Source organism: Glycomyces sambucus (genome assembly GCF_900102815.1).
Lineage (GTDB): Bacteria > Actinomycetota > Actinomycetes > Mycobacteriales > Micromonosporaceae > Glycomyces > Glycomyces sambucus.
In genome coordinates this window covers 438,803-454,569 of the sequence record NZ_FNGF01000001.1, presented here as the reverse complement: position 1 = coordinate 454,569, position 15,767 = coordinate 438,803, and the positions used below count along the sequence as shown (strand labels likewise).

14 protein-coding genes and 1 tRNA gene are annotated in these 15,767 nt (G+C 71.8%); 6 read left to right on the top strand and 9 right to left on the bottom strand.

The features are described from left to right. Window positions 1–45 precede the first annotated feature (45 nt). The gene (locus tag BLS99_RS02110) at window positions 46–480 is read left to right on the top strand and encodes a hypothetical protein (RefSeq protein ID WP_091042710.1); all 435 of its coding nucleotides are present in this window, start codon (window positions 46–48) and stop codon (window positions 478–480) included. Here BLS99_RS02110 and BLS99_RS02105 read toward each other — a convergent pair. The 4 genes from BLS99_RS02105 to BLS99_RS02090 form a co-directional block, all read right to left on the bottom strand. Next, a complete protein-coding gene (locus BLS99_RS02105) occupies window positions 435–2,657 on the bottom strand; it encodes an MMPL family transporter (RefSeq protein WP_091042707.1) in 2,223 nt (740 codons plus the stop codon). The two genes, BLS99_RS02110 and BLS99_RS02105, sit on opposite strands and share 46 nt — an antisense overlap. Window positions 2,658–2,799: 142 nt before the next feature. Continuing rightward, on the bottom strand, window positions 2,800–3,780 hold the full coding sequence (locus BLS99_RS02100; protein ID WP_091042701.1) for an aldo/keto reductase: 981 nt from the start codon (window positions 3,778–3,780) through the stop codon (window positions 2,800–2,802). Between the two features lie 60 nt (window positions 3,781–3,840). Next, the gene (locus tag BLS99_RS02095) at window positions 3,841–5,388 is read right to left on the bottom strand and encodes an SDR family oxidoreductase (protein ID WP_091042697.1); all 1,548 of its coding nucleotides are present in this window, start codon (window positions 5,386–5,388) and stop codon (window positions 3,841–3,843) included. 81 nt (window positions 5,389–5,469) lie between these two features. Next, window positions 5,470–6,285 carry an MBL fold metallo-hydrolase gene (locus BLS99_RS02090; RefSeq protein WP_091042694.1) on the bottom strand — a complete coding sequence of 272 codons (816 nt, stop codon included), beginning with the start codon at window positions 6,283–6,285 and terminating at the stop codon, window positions 5,470–5,472. A 118-nt stretch (window positions 6,286–6,403) separates the two neighbouring features. Here BLS99_RS02090 and BLS99_RS02085 point away from each other — a divergent pair, with 118 nt between their 5' ends. Next, window positions 6,404–7,015: a DUF6928 family protein gene (locus BLS99_RS02085; RefSeq protein ID WP_091042691.1), complete on the top strand. Its 612-nt coding sequence runs from the start codon at window positions 6,404–6,406 to the stop codon at window positions 7,013–7,015. A 7-nt stretch (window positions 7,016–7,022) separates the two neighbouring features. Here BLS99_RS02085 and BLS99_RS02080 read toward each other — a convergent pair whose 3' ends face one another. Continuing rightward, a complete protein-coding gene (locus BLS99_RS02080) occupies window positions 7,023–7,571 on the bottom strand; it encodes a TetR/AcrR family transcriptional regulator (RefSeq protein ID WP_218126166.1) in 549 nt (182 codons plus the stop codon). 139 nt (window positions 7,572–7,710) lie between these two features. On the opposite strand from BLS99_RS02080, the gene BLS99_RS02075 reads away from it, so the two are divergent. After that, a complete protein-coding gene (locus BLS99_RS02075; RefSeq protein ID WP_091042682.1) occupies window positions 7,711–8,457 on the top strand; it encodes an SDR family oxidoreductase in 747 nt (248 codons plus the stop codon). Window positions 8,458–8,488: 31 nt separating this feature from the next. On the opposite strand, the gene BLS99_RS02070 is transcribed toward BLS99_RS02075, so the two are convergent. After that, window positions 8,489–9,466 (bottom strand): NADP-dependent oxidoreductase, encoded by a 978-nt coding sequence (locus BLS99_RS02070; protein ID WP_091042675.1) that lies wholly within the window; start codon window positions 9,464–9,466, stop codon window positions 8,489–8,491. A gap of 94 nt (window positions 9,467–9,560) precedes the next feature. On the opposite strand from BLS99_RS02070, the gene BLS99_RS02065 reads away from it, so the two are divergent. Then, window positions 9,561–10,160 carry a TetR/AcrR family transcriptional regulator gene (locus BLS99_RS02065; RefSeq protein WP_091042672.1) on the top strand — a complete coding sequence of 200 codons (600 nt, stop codon included), beginning with the start codon at window positions 9,561–9,563 and terminating at the stop codon, window positions 10,158–10,160. Between the two features lie 130 nt (window positions 10,161–10,290). Here the strand turns inward: BLS99_RS02065 and BLS99_RS02060 are convergent, their stop codons facing one another. Then, window positions 10,291–10,854 carry a hypothetical protein gene (locus tag BLS99_RS02060; RefSeq protein ID WP_091042667.1) on the bottom strand — a complete coding sequence of 188 codons (564 nt, stop codon included), beginning with the start codon at window positions 10,852–10,854 and terminating at the stop codon, window positions 10,291–10,293. On the opposite strand from BLS99_RS02060, the gene BLS99_RS02055 reads away from it, so the two are divergent. Further along, window positions 10,855–11,865: an MsnO8 family LLM class oxidoreductase gene (locus BLS99_RS02055; protein WP_091042664.1), complete on the top strand. Its 1,011-nt coding sequence runs from the start codon at window positions 10,855–10,857 to the stop codon at window positions 11,863–11,865. Between the two features lie 249 nt (window positions 11,866–12,114). Here BLS99_RS02055 and BLS99_RS02050 read toward each other — a convergent pair whose 3' ends face one another. Together BLS99_RS02050 and BLS99_RS02045 are read right to left on the bottom strand one after the other, a co-directional pair. After that, window positions 12,115–12,603, bottom strand: a complete 489-nt coding sequence (locus BLS99_RS02050) for a lamin tail domain-containing protein (RefSeq protein WP_218126165.1) — start codon at window positions 12,601–12,603, stop codon at window positions 12,115–12,117. 524 nt (window positions 12,604–13,127) lie between these two features. Beyond that, window positions 13,128–13,199, bottom strand: a tRNA-Val gene (locus tag BLS99_RS02045). A gap of 229 nt (window positions 13,200–13,428) precedes the next feature. Between BLS99_RS02045 and BLS99_RS02040 the strand changes: the two genes are divergently transcribed. Next, the gene (locus tag BLS99_RS02040; RefSeq protein ID WP_218126164.1) at window positions 13,429–15,705 is read left to right on the top strand and encodes a rhamnogalacturonan lyase; all 2,277 of its coding nucleotides are present in this window, start codon (window positions 13,429–13,431) and stop codon (window positions 15,703–15,705) included. The last annotated feature ends 62 nt before the right edge of the window (window positions 15,706–15,767 follow it).

Below are 15,767 nucleotides of genomic sequence, written 5' to 3'. Positions count from 1 at the left end.
CTGCCGCATCGACCGGCCGCGCGGGGCGATCCGCGCGGCCGGTCGGTGTTCAGCGCTGGTTCAGAAGCAGGTGTCCAGGTCCGCGACGACGCCGCCACCGGCACCGCCGTCCGCGAAGCCCCCGGCGAAGGCCAGGCGGTGGCCCTCGACCCGGCCTCCGGCGCCCTCGCCGTCGTCGGCTGGGACGCCGGCGCCGAAAACCTCGCCCTCTACGACCCCGACGGCACCGAGCGCTGGCGAGCGAGCGCCGACTTCGGCAGCGGCGACCGCGCCACCGCCGTCGGGAACACCCTGTGGCTCTACAGCGACGCGGGAATGTGGGGCTGGACCTCGTACGACCTCTACGCCTACGACCTCGCCTCCGGGGCAGGGGCCGCCCTCCCCGGGGCGGCCGCCTCCTTCACCCCGGGGGAGCTGGTCACCACCACCGGCGACTACGACGCCCCGGTCCTGAGCGCCTGGCCCTCCGACCTCTGGTGAGCCCCGGTCGGCGCCCAGCGCGCCGGCCACCGCCCGGCCCTGGCGACCGTCGCCATGAGCGCCGGCAGCACCATGACCCGCACGACCACGGCGTCTAGGAGCACCCCGAGCGCCAGGGCGAACCCGAGCTGCTTCATCTCGATGCGGTCGATGAACACGAACGCCACGAACACCGACATCATGATGACGGCCGCGCTGGTGACGACACTCGCCGACGACAGCAGGCCCTCGCGGATCGCCTCGCGCGGCTCCAGGCCGCGCTGGGCGGCCTCCTTGATGCGGCTGAGCACGAACAGCTGGTAGTCGAGCGACAGTCCGAAGAGGATCGCGAAGACCATGAGCGGGGTGCGCGTGCCGATGAACCCGGGGGAGTCGAAGTCGAGGAGCGGCTCGGCCCAGGTGCCCTGGAACACCAGGACCAGCGCGCCCCAGGCGGCGAGCGTCGACAGGAGGTTGAGGACCATGCTCAGCACCGCGACGACGAGCGATCGGAACGCCAGCAGCATGATGACCAGCGCCGACGCCAGCACGAACCCGACGACGAGGAACAGCCGCACCGACTGGTGCGCCGAGTAGTCCTCCGCGTAGGCGGGCTCGCCGGAGACGGCGTACTCGGCGCCGTCGATCCGCCCGACCGTGTCCGGGACCAGCTCGCCGCGCAGCAGCTCCAGCGACTCGGCGGCCCGCGGGTCGCTCGTCGGGTACGGGACGGGCAGGTCGATCGCGACCGACGCGCCGTCCTCGCCGACCCGCAGGCGCGGCCCGTCCGTCGCCGCGAACAGCTCGCTCTCCTGCGTCGCGGCCTCCAGCTGCGCCACGGCCGCGGCGAGGGCGTCCGCGTCGGCGGGGTCCACCCGCGCGACCACGGTGTGCGCGACCCCGGTGTCCGGGAACGCGGCGGTGAGCGCGTCGTAGGCCGCGATCGTCGGCAGCGACTTCGGGAACGTCTCCTTGCCCTCGACGCTCGTGGTCATCGCGAGCGCGGGCGCGGCGAGGCCCACGATGACGGCGAGCCCGATCGCGGCGGTGGCCCCGGGATGGCGCAGCGCGGGGCGCAGCAGCGCGCCCCACACCCGGTGCGGCTCCCGGTTCTCCCTGCGCCGCATGAGCCTGCCGCCGCCGATGCGGCGGCCCACCTTCGCCAGCAGCGCGGGGAGCACGGTCAGCGAACTGACCATGGCGATGGCGACGACGATGATGCACGCGGTCGCGATCGAGGAGAAGATGACGTCGTCGACCAGGTACAGCCCGGCGAGCGAGACGATGACGGCGATCCCGGAGGTGACGATGGTCCGCCCGGCGGTCGCGGCGGCGAGCTCCACCGCGGCGGCGAGGCCGCCCGCCCCGCCCAGGCGCTCCTGCTCTTCGCGCACGCGCTTGAGGTAGAACAGCGAGTAGTCCACGCCCACGGCCATGCCGATCATCGCCAGGACGCTTGTGACCGCACCGCCCGCGTCGGGGAAGAAGTGCGAGGCCAGGGCGTAGACGCCGAGGGCCGCGAGGATCGAGCTGACCGCGAGCGCGAGCGGCACGCCCGCCAAGAGCAGCGACCCGAACACCAGGAACAGGATCGCGAGCGTGATCGGCAGCGTGAACCGCTCGACCCCGGCGAGTTCGGCGCCCAGCTGCTCGTCGAGCTCGTTCGCGATCGACTTGCGGCCGGTCTCGGCGACCTCCACGTCCGGATGCCCGGCCTGGACGGCCTCGGTGGCCGCCAGGAGCGGGTCGAGGCGGTCGCCCGCCTCGTGGGCGGGCATCGACATCGTCACCGAGACCAGGACGGCGTCGCCGTCGTCGGCGGTGACGGGCGCGGATACCTCGGCGACCTCGTCGAGCGCGCTCATCCGCGCCGTCAGGTCGGCCGCGGCCGCTTCGGCGGCGGCCGCATCGAGCGGCGCCGCGGGCGAGGTGATGAGGACGTACTCGACGGCGGGCGCCTCGACGCCGCCGGCGACGGCCAGGCCCTCGGCCTCACCGGCCTCGCCGATCCAGTAGTCGGAGAACGCGGTCTGGTTCGTGCCGGCCGCGGTGCCGGCGCCGAAGCACACGGCCACGAACACGGTCCAGGCGATGATGGCCTTCCACGGGTTGGCCGCGCTCCTGGCGGCGATCCGGACCGTGGCCGGCTTTCGGGCGGCGGCCGCGGGCGGCCGGAGGGGGGCGGTCGGGGGTGTCATGGGCCCTGCTTCTGTTCGATCCCGGCAAGTCTGTACAAGCCGACACTAAACAGAAACCGGACCCATGTCGGTAGCGCTGACCTTACCTTTCACCGTGGGGTGCACCCGAACAGCGCAGGTCAGCGGCCCGATGCCCCGAATGTCAGGGCCCCAGCAGCGCCGCGATCTCGGCGACCTGCGCGGCCGTGAGCGGTCCCTTGTCGAGCGCCCCGGCGTTGTCCTCGACCTGCGCGACCGTCCGGCACCCCGGGATCGGGACCGTCCTGTCGCTGACCGCCCACAGCCACGCGAGCGCGCCCTGCGCGAGCGTGCGGCCCTCCGACGTCAGCACCTCGCGCACCGACTCCAGCCGCGCCAGGTGCGCGGCCGACGGCCTGCCGTCCTTGCCGAACAGGGTCATCCACTCCACTCCGGACCCCCGCACGTCGCCCGGCCCGACCTGCGTCGCGGCCGTGTACTTCCCGGTCAGCAGCCCCATCGCGAGCGGACCGCGGTCGACCGAGGCGAGGCCGTGCCGCTCGCACACCTCCAGCATCTCCGGCGACCCGTGCAGCACCGAGCAGTCGTGCTGGACCGCCGCGAAGTGCGCGCCGTCCCGCGCCCACGACTCGGCGCGGTCGGGCAGGTCGGTGCTCCAACCGTATGCCCGGATTTTCCCCTCCTCCACCAGCGCTTCCAGGGGCTCCAGCAGCGCCGCGGCCCGGTCGGCCGCGAGGTCGCCGATGTGGAGCTGGTACAGGTCGATGTAGTCGGTGCCGAGCCGGTCGAGCGAGGCCGCGACCGCCTGGCGCACGTACGCGGCGGTGTCGTTCCCGCCGACGGCGTACTTGGTCGCCTCGTCGAAGTTCCAGCCCCACTTGGTGGCGATGGCGACCTGGTCGCGGCGCCCGGCGAGGGCCCGGCCGAGGACGCGTTCGCTGTGGCCGGCGCCGTAGACGTCGGCGGTGTCGAAGAAGTCGACGCCGAGTTCCAGGGCCCGGTGGATCGTGCGGGTCGACTCCTCGTCGTCGACCTCGCCCCACCCGCTCGGGCCGTTGTCGTTGTGGAAGGGTCCGCCGATCGCCCAGCAGCCCATGCCGATCCCGCTGACGTCGATACCGCTCTGACCGAGTGTTCGTCTCATACCGGCGACGCTACGACCTGGAGTGCACTCCAGCGCAAACCCGCAGGCCCCGGACCCGTCTCAGTTCGCGAATGGACGGCCCGCGTCCTCGCTCTCGGCGATCGCCACGATCCGCCGGGCCATCCCGGAGAACACCAGGCCGTGGAACGGCAGCACCGCGAACCAGTACAGGCGCCCGGAGAGCCCGCGCGGGAAGAAGACCGCGCGCTGGCGGTAGCGGGTGCGCGGCGCTTCCTCGCACGACAGGTCCAGCCAGGCGAGGCCCGGGAGCCGCATCTCGGCGCGCAGCCGCAGCAGCCGCTGCGGCTCGTACGCCTCGACGCGCCAGAAGTCGATCGCGTCGCCGACCCGCACCTCCGTGCGGCTGCGCCGGCCGCGCCGCAGCCCCACGCCGCCGAAGACGCGGTCGCCCCAGCCGCGCAGCGCCCACAGCACCGGCGTGGAGTACCAGCCGTTCTCGCCGCCGATCCCGGAGACGACCCGCCACAGGGCCTCAGGGCTCGCGCTCGTCTCCACCACGCGCACATCGGTGTACACGGCCCGCCCGGCCCAGTCGGGGTCGCTCGGCAGCGGGTCGCTCGGGGCCCGCGCCACCGTGGCGTCGGCCCAGCTCGTCTCGACCCGGTCGACCTCGATCCGCCCGAGCGCGAGGCGCAGCGACTTCTTGTACGTGCTCAGACCGCCCGGCGGCGGGGCGATGACGGCGTCGATCCGGTGGTCGCGCATGACGCAGTCGTGCTGCAGCGACTCCACAAGGGGCCGCGCGAGGCTCCCGGGCACCGGTGTCACGAGCCCGACCCAGTGCGAGGCCAGGCGCGGGGTGAGCACCGGCAGCGCCCAGATCCGGCGCCGCGGCAGTCCCGCGAGGCGCGCGTACCCGTTCATCATCTGGTCGTAGCGCAGCACGTCCGGACCGCCGATGTCGTAGGCGCCGTTGACCTCCGGACCCAGGCGCAGCGCCCGCAGCAGGTAGTGGAGCACGTCGCGGATCGCGATCGGCTGGATGCGGTTGCGCACCCAGCGGGGCGCGGGCATCACCGGCAGCACCTCGGTCAGGTGCCGGACCATCTCGAACGACGCCGACCCCGACCCGATCACCACTCCGGCCTGGAGCACCAGCACCGGCACCCCCGACCGGAGCAGGATCTCGCCGACCTCGCGCCGCGACGCCAGGTGCGCCGACAATTGCCCGGTGCGCGGCGAGAGCCCGCCGAGGTACACCAGGCGCCGCACGCCCGCGTCGGCCGCCGCGCGCGCGACGTTCCGCGCGATCAGGCGGTCGAGGCGCCGGAAGTCCCGCTCGCCGGTCATCGAGTGCACCAGGTGGTACGCGTACGCGACGTCCCGCATCGCCCGGCGCACCGCGCCCGGGTCGGTCGCGTCGCCGGTCACCACCTCGACCGCCCCGGAGGCCGCGAAGTCCCGCGCCCGCTCGGGCCGCCTGGTGAGCACGCGGACCCGGTAGCCCGCGTTGAGGAGCCGCGGCAGCAGCCGCCCGCCGATGTACCCGGTGGCCCCGAGCAGCAGCACCAGCGGCGGGTCGCCGCCCTCAGTGCGGCGGTACAGGTCCTCGGCGCCGCTCGGCGCCGTCAGGTCGGCCTCGCCCATCCCCGCCCCCTCGGTCCGCGGTACCGAAGGAGCCTCGCACGCGCGGGCGCGCGAATGCGCCGAACGCCCGAATCGAACCCGCTACCGCGCCCCGCGCGCCTTCTCGGCGAGCGCCTCCTGCTGCCACCCGTGCACGTCGGTCATCCAGTCCAGCGGCCCGCCCGGCCCGATCCGCGGGTCGTCGTGCTCCGTGCCGTCCCGCAGCGAGGCGGCGTACGCCCGATCGAGCGCGATCCGCGCCCGCATTTCGTCCCCGCCGCACACCGACCCGTGGCCGGGCACGACCCGCACGACCTCGTCCGCCACGTCCTCCAGCAGCGCCAGCGCCGCGAGGTAGTCCCCGACCGGGTCCGCGGCCTCCAGGTCCAGGAACGGCGGCAGGATGTCCGAGAGCATGTCGCCCGCGGCGAGCACCCCGCGCCCCTCGACCAGCAGCGCGGCGTGGCCCGGGGCGTGCGCCCGGTGCTCGACGATCCGCACGCGGGGCCCGTCCCAGGGGACCTGCGCGGTCCCGGCGGGAAGCCCGGTGAGGCGCCCGAACCCCTCCAGCGGAATGTCCTCGGCGAACTCCGGCGGCAGGCCCGCGGCCATCTGCTCCCGCCAGTCCGCCTGCGCCAGCAGCGCATCGAGCGTCGCCGCGCACAGGTCCGTGCCGTACCGGGGGGCGTCGCCGAAGTCCGGGTGCCACAGCGCGTGGTCCCAGTCCGGGTGCGTCGCGAACCCCGCCGCCACGGTCAGCCCGCGCTCGCGCAGGTCCGCCGCGATCCCGGCCATCTCGGCCGCCGTGATCCCCGGATCGATGAGCAGCACCCCGCTCTCGCCCTGCACCACAACGGCATTGCTTTGGATGCATGCGCTCTCGTGCACGAGCACGCCGTCGGCGACCTGCGTCAGCATGGCACCACTCCCTCGGATCCGATCCGCGCAGGATACGACAGCCCCGAGCCCGCCGCAACGACCGGCGCCGCCGCTGTCAGGGCGCGGCGCTAGGGTCGCCGGGACGGAAGGAGTCGCGATGGGCGCGAAGGCAGGACTGGTGTTCCTCGGCGACGGGCTCCCCGCCGACGCCCTGCGAGCGGGCTTCGACCCCGACCCCGAGCGCTCCGCCGAACTCGCGGGCGTCGTCCTCGGCGGCCCGGTCGAGCGCGACGGCACCCGCGTCCTCGCCGAAGGCGGCGTCTGGCCCGAAGCGGGCGTCATCTGCGTCGCCGCCTGGAAGTCCTTCACGCTCATCGGATACCGCGAACTGTGCCCCGACCGCCCCAGCGGGATCGGCGACTGGATCCGGGCGGTCTCGCCCACCGGCGGCGCGCACGGCGCCTTCATGCACAGCGCGGTCGACTTCGGCGCCTTCGCGGTCTGGGAGTCCGGCGCCCTCCGCCGCTCGGTCAGCCTCGCCCCCGACGCCGGCATCATCGAGGACGTGGGCGACCGCTACCCCTTCGAGAACCCGTTCTGGGACGGCCGCCACCACCACGACCCCGACTACCCGCTCCCGTTCCACCCCTTGACCTTCGCCGAAGCCGCCCTCCTCATGCTCTTCGGCTTCGGCATCGAGCAGCCCCGGTCCGCCTTCACCGTCGACGCCGACCGGATCGCCCTCCCCGCCTTCCGCCTCGCCGAGTGACCACCCGTCACGGCCGGGGCGCGGCGCCGTGGAGGGCCTGGTCGACCAGGGCCGGGACGATCGAGGCGTCGAAGGGGACCTTGAGCACGAGCAGGCGGTGGTAGCAGGCGCCCCAGAGCTGGTCCACGATCACGTCCAGGTCGGCGTCCTCGCGGAGCTGGCCCGCGGCGCGCGCGATGCGCAGGCGCTCGCGGGCCAGTTCTCGGCGCGGGAGGGCGTAGTTCTCCGACCAGGCGCGGGCGAGGTCGGGGTCGGTCTGGGCGGTGCCGACGAGTTCGGCCACGGGCTTGGCCGCCCCCTCCTCGGTGAGCCAGCGGACGAACGACTCGAGCTGGGCGGTCAGGTCGGCGCGCAGGTCGCCGGTGTCGTGGAACGACAGGACCGGCGCGCTCTGCGCGAAGTACGCCTCGGCGGCGAGCGCGCCGGGGGAGGGCCACCACTTGTACAGGGTCATCTTGCTGGCCCCGGACTCGTCGGCGACCCGCTGGAACGTCAAGGCCGCCATCCCCTCGTCCAGGAGCAGGCGCCCGGCGGCGTCGAGCACGCCTGCGCGCACTTCGGCTGCGGGACGGCGGCCCCGACCGCGACGATTGGGTGTGGCATCACTCACGGTGAACTCTTTTCTGGACTACTTGTACATTTATCGCGTACTCGATAATGTACTTGTAGTACATATCTTAGCGGAGGATCGAACCATGAACCAGCCCACCGACCAGGCCGCCCGCGTCGCCGTCGTCACCGGGGGCTCCGGCGGCATCGGCCGCGCCGCCGCCGAACGCCTCGCCCGCGACGGCTTCGCCGTCCTCGTCCACTACGCCGGCAACCGCGCCCGCGCCGAGGAGACCGTCGCGGCCATCGAGGCCGCCGGGGGCCGCGCCCTCGCCGCGGGCGGCGACGTCGCCGACGAGACCGCCATGACCGAGCTGTTCGACACCGCCGAGCGCGAGTTCGGCGGCCTCGACGTCCTCGTCCACACCGCCGGCATCATGCCGCTGGCCCCGCTCACCGAACTCGACCTCGACACCTTCGACCGGATCCAGCGCACCAACGTGCGCGGCACGTTCGTGGTCGACCAGCTCGCGGCCCGCCGCATCCGCGACGGCGGCGCGATCATCAACTTCTCCACCTCCGTGACCCGCCTCCAGATCCCCGGGTACAGCGCCTACGCCGCCTCCAAGGGCGCGGTCGAGGCGATCACGCTCATCCTCGCCCGCGAGCTGCGCGGCCGCGACATCACCGTCAACGCCGTCGCCCCCGGGCCCACCGCGACCCCGCTGTTCCTCGACGGCAAACCGCAGGCGCTGGTCGACCAGATCGCCGACGCGAACCCCATGCAGCGCTTGGGAACGCCCGAGGACATCACCGAGGCCGTCGCCTTCCTCGCCGGACCCGCCCGCTGGGTCAACGGCCAGGTCCTCTACGTCAACGGCGGCGCGGCCTGACCCGACCGCCCCGAAGCCGAGCCCGATCGGCTCACGACCGGCCGTCGACCCGGACCACGAGCTTCCCGGAGGTGTGGCGCCGGGCGAAGTCGACGACCGCCCGCGGCCCGTCCTCGAACGCGTACCGGCGGCCGACGACGGCACCGAGCTCCCCGCGCACGGCCGCCTCGGCGACCTCCCGCATGCCGCCGTAGCGCCCGTCCATGTCAAGCACGAACCGCAGGGCGACGTCGTCTCGGCCGAGCCATTCCGGTTGCGTGACAGGGAAGGTGATCGAGACGAGGCGCCCGCCGGGACGCAGCGCCGCACTCATGCCTTTGAGGCCGTCGCCGGGCAGCACCAGGTTGCACGCGACGTCCACGTCCTGCGGATACCCGACCGGGTCGTACCCGATGACCTCGGCGGCGCCCAGGCCGCGGACGAGGTCGGCGTCCTCCGCGGTCGCGGTCGCGATCACCCTGGCGTGCTTCGCCAGCAGCGGCAGCAGCGTCGTGCCGACACCGCCGGTCGCGCCGACGACGAGCACCCTCGCCCCCGCCGGGACCTCGGCCGCGGCGATGAGCGCGCGGGCGGTCAACCCGACCGTCGGCAGCGCCGCGGCGGCTTCGACCTCCAGACTCTCGGGCCGGTGGGCGATGAAGGGCGTGTCGGCCTCGAAGACCGCGTACTCGGCCAGCGCCCCGGTCCCCAGCGAGGCCCGCGCGGACCCGGCCAGCGCCTTCAGGGCCCGCGGCACGGCCTGGCCGAACACCTCGTCCCCGACCCGGTAGCCCTCCACGCCGGGCCCGACTTCACTGACGGTGCCGGCGAAGTCGTTCCCGATGACATGTGGGAACTCCAGCGGGAACGCATCGCGGAACTCGCCGCCGGGGATCTTGACGTCACCGGGGTTGATCGAGGCCGCGTCGATGCGCACCTGGATCTGGCCGGGGCCGGGCCTGGGAACCGGGATGTCGGCGACCGCGTAGGTCTCGGGCGGGCCGTAGTCGAGTGCGACGACTGCCTTCATGATGCGTCCTCCATTAAACGGACCGTGCGGTCACTTTTCAGATGGGACGCTAACACTAACCGGACCGCGCGGTCAACTTGCTAGACTCGCCCCCATGACCGCGACCCGACCGCCCCGCGCCGACGCCGTGCGCAACCGCCGGCTCCTGCTCGCCGCGGCCGCCGACGAGTTCGCCGAACACGGCCTGGACGCCTCGGTCGCCGACATCGCCCGGCGCGCCGGGGTCGGCAAGGGGACCGTGTTCCGCCACTTCGCCACCAAGGACGACCTGGTCGCCGCGATCCTCACCGACCGCATGGACGCCCTGCACCACCTCGGCGAGCGCCTGCTCGCCTCCGGCGACCCCGCCGCCGCGGTCCGCGAGTTCCTCACGGCCGCAGCCGCGCAGCGCCAGGAACGCGACCTGTCGTTCCTCGCCGCGGCCACCGAGTCGATGCCCGAGGTCGCCGCAGCCCGCGACCGCATGATGGCGACCATCGACGCCGTCGTCGCCCGCGCCCGCGACCACGGCGCGATCCGCGCCGACATCACCGGCACCGACGTCTTCCTCCTGATGTGCGCCCCGAACTACGTCGCCGGCTACGTCCCCGACGCCGTCCCCGACCTCTGGCGCCGCTACCTCGCCGTCATCCTGGACGGCCTCAGCCCCGAAGGCGCCCAACCCCTCCCGATCCAACCCCCGACCCTGACCTGAGACCGGCATCCGAAGTTCCAGCCAGGTCTGTCCGTACCGGAGCGGATCAGGCTCACGACAGCCCAGGGCCGGTGCCCGGATCCGCAGCTCCGACGTTCCAAGGACTCACACCGCCCCGCCCGGCGTGCTCTCAATTCCGCGAAAGTGAACCGGTGGACCGTCGGCGTCTCCAGACCAGAACGGCGGTGGCCAAGAGCGCCGGCACGCCCGCGAGCAGGGTGAACAGGACCGGGTTGACCCAGGGCGGCACCATTTGGAAGGTCCCTTCGGCGCAGACCAGTTCACCCCTGAGCGGCAGCTCGCTGCTCTCATAGCCGACGAACTCGCCCGCGCCGCGGGCCGAGCACTCCAGGTCGACCTCAGGCTGGATGAGGGCGACTCCACCGACACCCCATACGATCGCGGCGGCGACCAAACACATGAAGGCGAGGGCCGCGTACCCCAAGCCGGCGGGAGCGGGCCGGTGCTCGGCCGTGGACTTCGCCCACATCAGGCCGATGCACACGAGCAAGATGATGCCCAACGGGCAGAAGAGGACTACGACCACCTGCACGAGTCTAGAGACGACTCGGCGATCCCGGAAAGACCCCTGAGAAGCCTGGGCGGTGGTGGCCGGGCGTGACAGCTCGGTGAGACCGGGCACGATCGGCGTCGAGCGCGAAACATCCGCGGCCCCGCGGGCGTTGCGCGGCATATGAGGACTCCGCGACCCGTTCGGCTCTCACTGCTCGATCGCGCCGTCATCGCCGAGGGCGAGACGGCCGCTGAGACCCTGCGGGAGGTGGTGAGCCATGCCAAGCAGGCCGAGGAACTGGGCTTCCACCGCTACTGGGTGGCCGAGCACCACAGTGTCCCCGGCATCGCCGGTTCGGCGCCCACCGTGCTCGCAGCCGCGGTCGCGGCGGCGACCGATCGCATTCGGGTGGGCACCGGCGGCGTGATGCTGCCCAACCACCGGCCGCTGGTGGTCGCCGAGCAGTTCGGGGTCCTGGAGTCCCTGTTCGAGGGTCGCATCGACATGGGCCTGGGCCGCACCCTCGGGTTCGTCCCGGCCGTCCGCGCGGCACTGGGCCACGACCTGGACGAAGGCGACGACTTCGACGACCTCCTGACCGAACTCCTCGGCTATTTCACCGGCGAGCAGCGATTCCACCCGGGCGTGCACGCGCGGCCCGGCGAAGGGCTGCGCCCCGAACCCTTCGTCCTGGCGGTGGGATCGGGCGGCGAGTTCGCCGCCAAGCACGGCGTCGGCCTGGTCATCGCCGCTTCGAAAGAGCCCGCGGCCACACGCGCCAAGATCGACGACTACCGGCTCGGTTTCCGGCCCTCCGCGTGGCGATCCGAGCCGTACGTCGTCGTGGCGCAGACGGTCGCCGTCGCCGCGACCCGCGAAGCGGCCGAGGACCTGCTGCTCCCCGAGTACTGGTCCACCGCGCTGTCGCGCACCAGAGGCGAGTTCGGGCCGCTGCGGCCCCCGGCCGAGATCCGGGCGGCCGCGAAGACCCGCCGCGAGTCCATGCATCTCGAACAGGCGCTCGCGGGCGCGGTCTACGGCACCGCCGACGAGGTCGCCCCCCGTCTGGCGGGCCTGGTCGAAGCGACCGGTGCGGACGAGCTCCTCATCGGCACCACCTCATACGACCGCAAGGCCCTGTTCGACTCCCACCGCCGCCTCGCCGAACTCACCAGCCTCGCAAGCCACTAGGAGCGCGTCTCAGCCGGTGTCGTGTGCGGCCTGGCCGAAGCCGGTGCAGCCGTCGCGTACTCCAGCGGGGACTCGCAATGCCGGGCGGCGTTGGCCGCCCGGCATTGCGATGGTCCGCTCGACGACCCAGTGGTCGCAACCGAGCCGGATCGGGCACTCGACTCGACGCCTCGCGATCCGGTCGCCGATACCTCATTCGCGCAGGGCGCGGTGGCAGCCCGGATGCAGTGCTCCTGCGCGCTGCAGCGTTTAGTGGAAGGTGACGTAGCCGTTGCCGTCGGCGTCGTCGCGCGAGGGCTTGTAGGAGTGGGAGTCCGCGCCGGCGCCCGAGGGCTTGTAGAGGTAGACGGTGTCGCCGGTGTTGTTCCAGATGAAGTTGCAGTTGTCGCGGTAGACGACGTTGTTCTTGTCCGAGTCGGTGCCGTTGCCGCCGCGGAGCCGGATGTAGTCGCCGGGCTGGAGGTAGTGGTCGGCGGTGAACTTGAAGCTGTTGCCGGCGGCGTCCTTCACCAGGTAGCCCTTGAGGTTGACCGTCGCGGTCTTGGAGTAGTTCTTGATGGTCACGTACTCCTCGGAGGTGTTCCCTCCCTTGCAGCGGTTGTCGTCGGTGCCGGGAGCGTTGTACTGGATGCCGCGGATCTTGAGCGCCGACGAGTACTCCGTGGCGGAGGCCGGGGTCGCGGTGGCAGCGAGGGTGGCGATGACGATGCCGACGGCGATAAGGGTCTTCTTAAGCACCAGAATGTCCTTATTGTTGCAAAGTAAAGGGATGACTCGAATTGCACGGGGCGTGCATGTTCGAGCGACTGAGGATAGATGTTAGCACTCCTCGGAATTGCGGGAGGGGAGCTCGCCTGCGTCCGTCGCCACCTGTAGCACCTCCATTTCCGCAGGTTGCCTGACCTACTCCCGAGGGGTATTCGAACGCAGGTCTGAAAGGTTGGTAATCAAAAGTCGGTTTCGATCCATGTCGGGCTATGGCAGCAAAATTCACCCGAACGATCTAAGGCTTCATCTCGCATCGAGAGGGTTTGTGCACTATTCGTATACAAGCTTCCACTGGCGCGAGTACTTCTCTACCGGAGCAATGGTAAATTGTACGAACCGCTCGAAATGGCCCCGTCCCACAACGGCTCTGCCCGTCCACGGCGAGGCCCTGCATCGTTGGGTGAGTTCCCGGGGGGCGCCACGGACGGCGTTCGGCTCTGGATTCGGCGCTCACGCGAAAGCCCCGGCCGTGGTGGCCGGGGCTTTCGCTTCGGTGCTCGATACTGGGATCGAACCAGTGACCCCTCGCGTGTGAAGCGAGTGCTCTCCCGCTGAGCTAATCGAGCGTGACGAGGCACAACTGTACCGGAACGCCTCCCGCTGGGCGGTGTCGGGGGGTTGGGGATTGCCTCGGTCACACGGGGGCGGGATCTTGACAGGGCTTGCCAATGTTGATAGTTTTCGATGCGTTAAATCGTTTCAATTGGGGTTCTGGTGCGCCCCCTCGCCGCCGGGCCCCGCAGACGAGGAGCCCCTTCGGTGCATTCCCCTAGAAGATTTCGCAGGGCTGTGGCGGTGTCGCTGGTCGGTGTGCTGGCCGGCGCCGGGATCACGGCCTCCGCGCAGGGCCACGGCGACCACGGCCGCCACGACGACATCCAGCTCGAAGACCTCGACCGCGGCCTCGTCGCCGCCGTGACCGGCGACGGCGTGTTCCTCAGCTGGCGCCTGCTGGCCGACGAGGTCACCGGTTATAACGATTCAGGTCTGACGGGAGCGACGTTCAAGGTCTACCGGGACGGGAAGAGGATCGGCACCGTCACCGACTCCACCAACTTCCTCGACACCGCCGGCGACGGCGACGCCGAGTACAAGGTCGTCGCCGTCAAGCGCGGCCCCGACGAGGTCTCGGACACCGTCACCCCCTGGTCCGAGGGCTACCTCGACATCCCCCTCCAGAAGCCCGCCGACGGGGTCACCCCGGTCGGCGAGGGCTACACCTACAAGGCCAACGACATCAGCCCCGGCGACCTCGACGGCGACGGCGACTACGAGTACGTCGTCAAGTGGGACCCCTCGAACTCCAAGGACGTCTCCCAGGTCGGCTACACCGGCCCCGTCTACCTCGACGCCTACACCCAGGAGGGCGAGCTCCTCTGGCGCATCGACATGGGCGTCAACATCCGCGCCGGGGCGCACTACACCCAGTTCGACGTCTACGACTTCGACGGCGACGGCAAGGCCGAGGTCATGATGAAGACCGCCCCCGGCACCAAGACCACCTCGTTCGTCAAGGACAAGGAGGAGTACATCACCCTCCCGCGCGACGACCGCCGCGCCGGCGTCACGCACCAGGACGACTACCGCCTCTCCGCCGACGACTACTACGACCACCTCGTGGCGATGTTCCGGGGCTGGGACGAGCACCCCGAGGTCGTCAACGGCGACTGGCCCGCCACGATCGAGGCGGCCCTGGGCGCCGACGCCCAGTTCGACTTCGCCTACCCGCTCTCGCAGGCCGACGCCGAGACCCTCGCCGACTACTTCATCGACGTCTACGCGCCCTCGCGCTCGGCCCGCAACCAGCTCCGCCTCTTCCAGGGCTTCATCGTTGACGGCCCCGAGTACCTCACGGTCTTCAACGGCCGCACGGGCCTGGAGATGGACACGATCGACTTCCCGGTCGAGCGCGGCGACGACGGCCTCCTGTGGGGCGACTACGCCATGGCCCGCATCGAGCCGGGCAACCGGGTCGACCGCTTCCTCTCCGGCGTGGCCTACCTCGACGGCGAGCACCCGTCGGCGATCTTCGCCCGCGGCTACTACACCCGCACCACGATCACCGCGATCGACTGGGACGGCAGGCACCTCGAGCAGCGCTGGCAGGCCGACTCCGGCCACGCCCCGATGCCGAACCCGTTCAACTCGGGCCCGCACGGCGTCGAGGGACCGGACCCGGAGTGGGGCACGCTGACGACCCAGGGCGATCACTCGCTCCAGGTCGCGGACGTGGACGGGGACGGGAGGCAGGAGATCGTCTACGGCGCCGCGACGCTCGACGACGACGGCTCGCTGCTGTACTCCTCGTACGACATCATGCCGGAGGGCTCGGGCAACCCCGGCGCCCTCGCCAAGCTCGGACACGGCGACGCGCTGCACGTGGGCGACTTCGACCCCGACCGCGAAGGGCTGGAGATCTTCTCGGTCTTCGAGGGCGGCGTCTGGGCGCCCTACGGCTACGCGATGCGCGACGCCGAGACCGGCGAGGTCCTGTGGGGCGGCTACACCGGCCGCGACACCGGGCGCGGGATGGTCGGCGACATCGACCCGTCGATCCCCGGCCTCGAAGCCTGGGCGGGCCTGCCGCCGGACCAGGCCGGGAACCCCGAGGGCCTGTTCACGGCCGCGGGCGAGCCGATCGAGTCGGCCGCGCCGGGCACGAACATGAGCATCCGCTGGGACGCCGACCTGACGACCCAGCTCGTCCACGGCGCGGACGCCGCCACGATCGAGGAGACGACGATCCGCGACTACCAGGACGGCGTCGTCCTCGACGCCGCCGGGACCCTGACCAACAACTACACCAAGGGGAACCCGGGCCTGGTGGCCGACGTGCTCGGCGACTGGCGCGAGGAGCTGCTGGTGCGCACCGCCGACTCCAGCGCGATCCGGGTCTTCACCTCGACCGAGGTCACCGATCACAAGCTGTTCACCCTGATGCACGACCCGCAGTACCGGGTCGGCGTCGCGAACCAGCAGACCACCTACAACCAGCCGCAGTACACGAGCTTCTACCTGGGCTCGGACATGGACTTCGGCGACGTCGAGGTGCCGGACTACCACACGCCCTGATGGCGATGAGATGAGGAGCGGAGGCGGGGCCCGCGCGGGCCCCGCCTCCCTTGTGTCCGGTC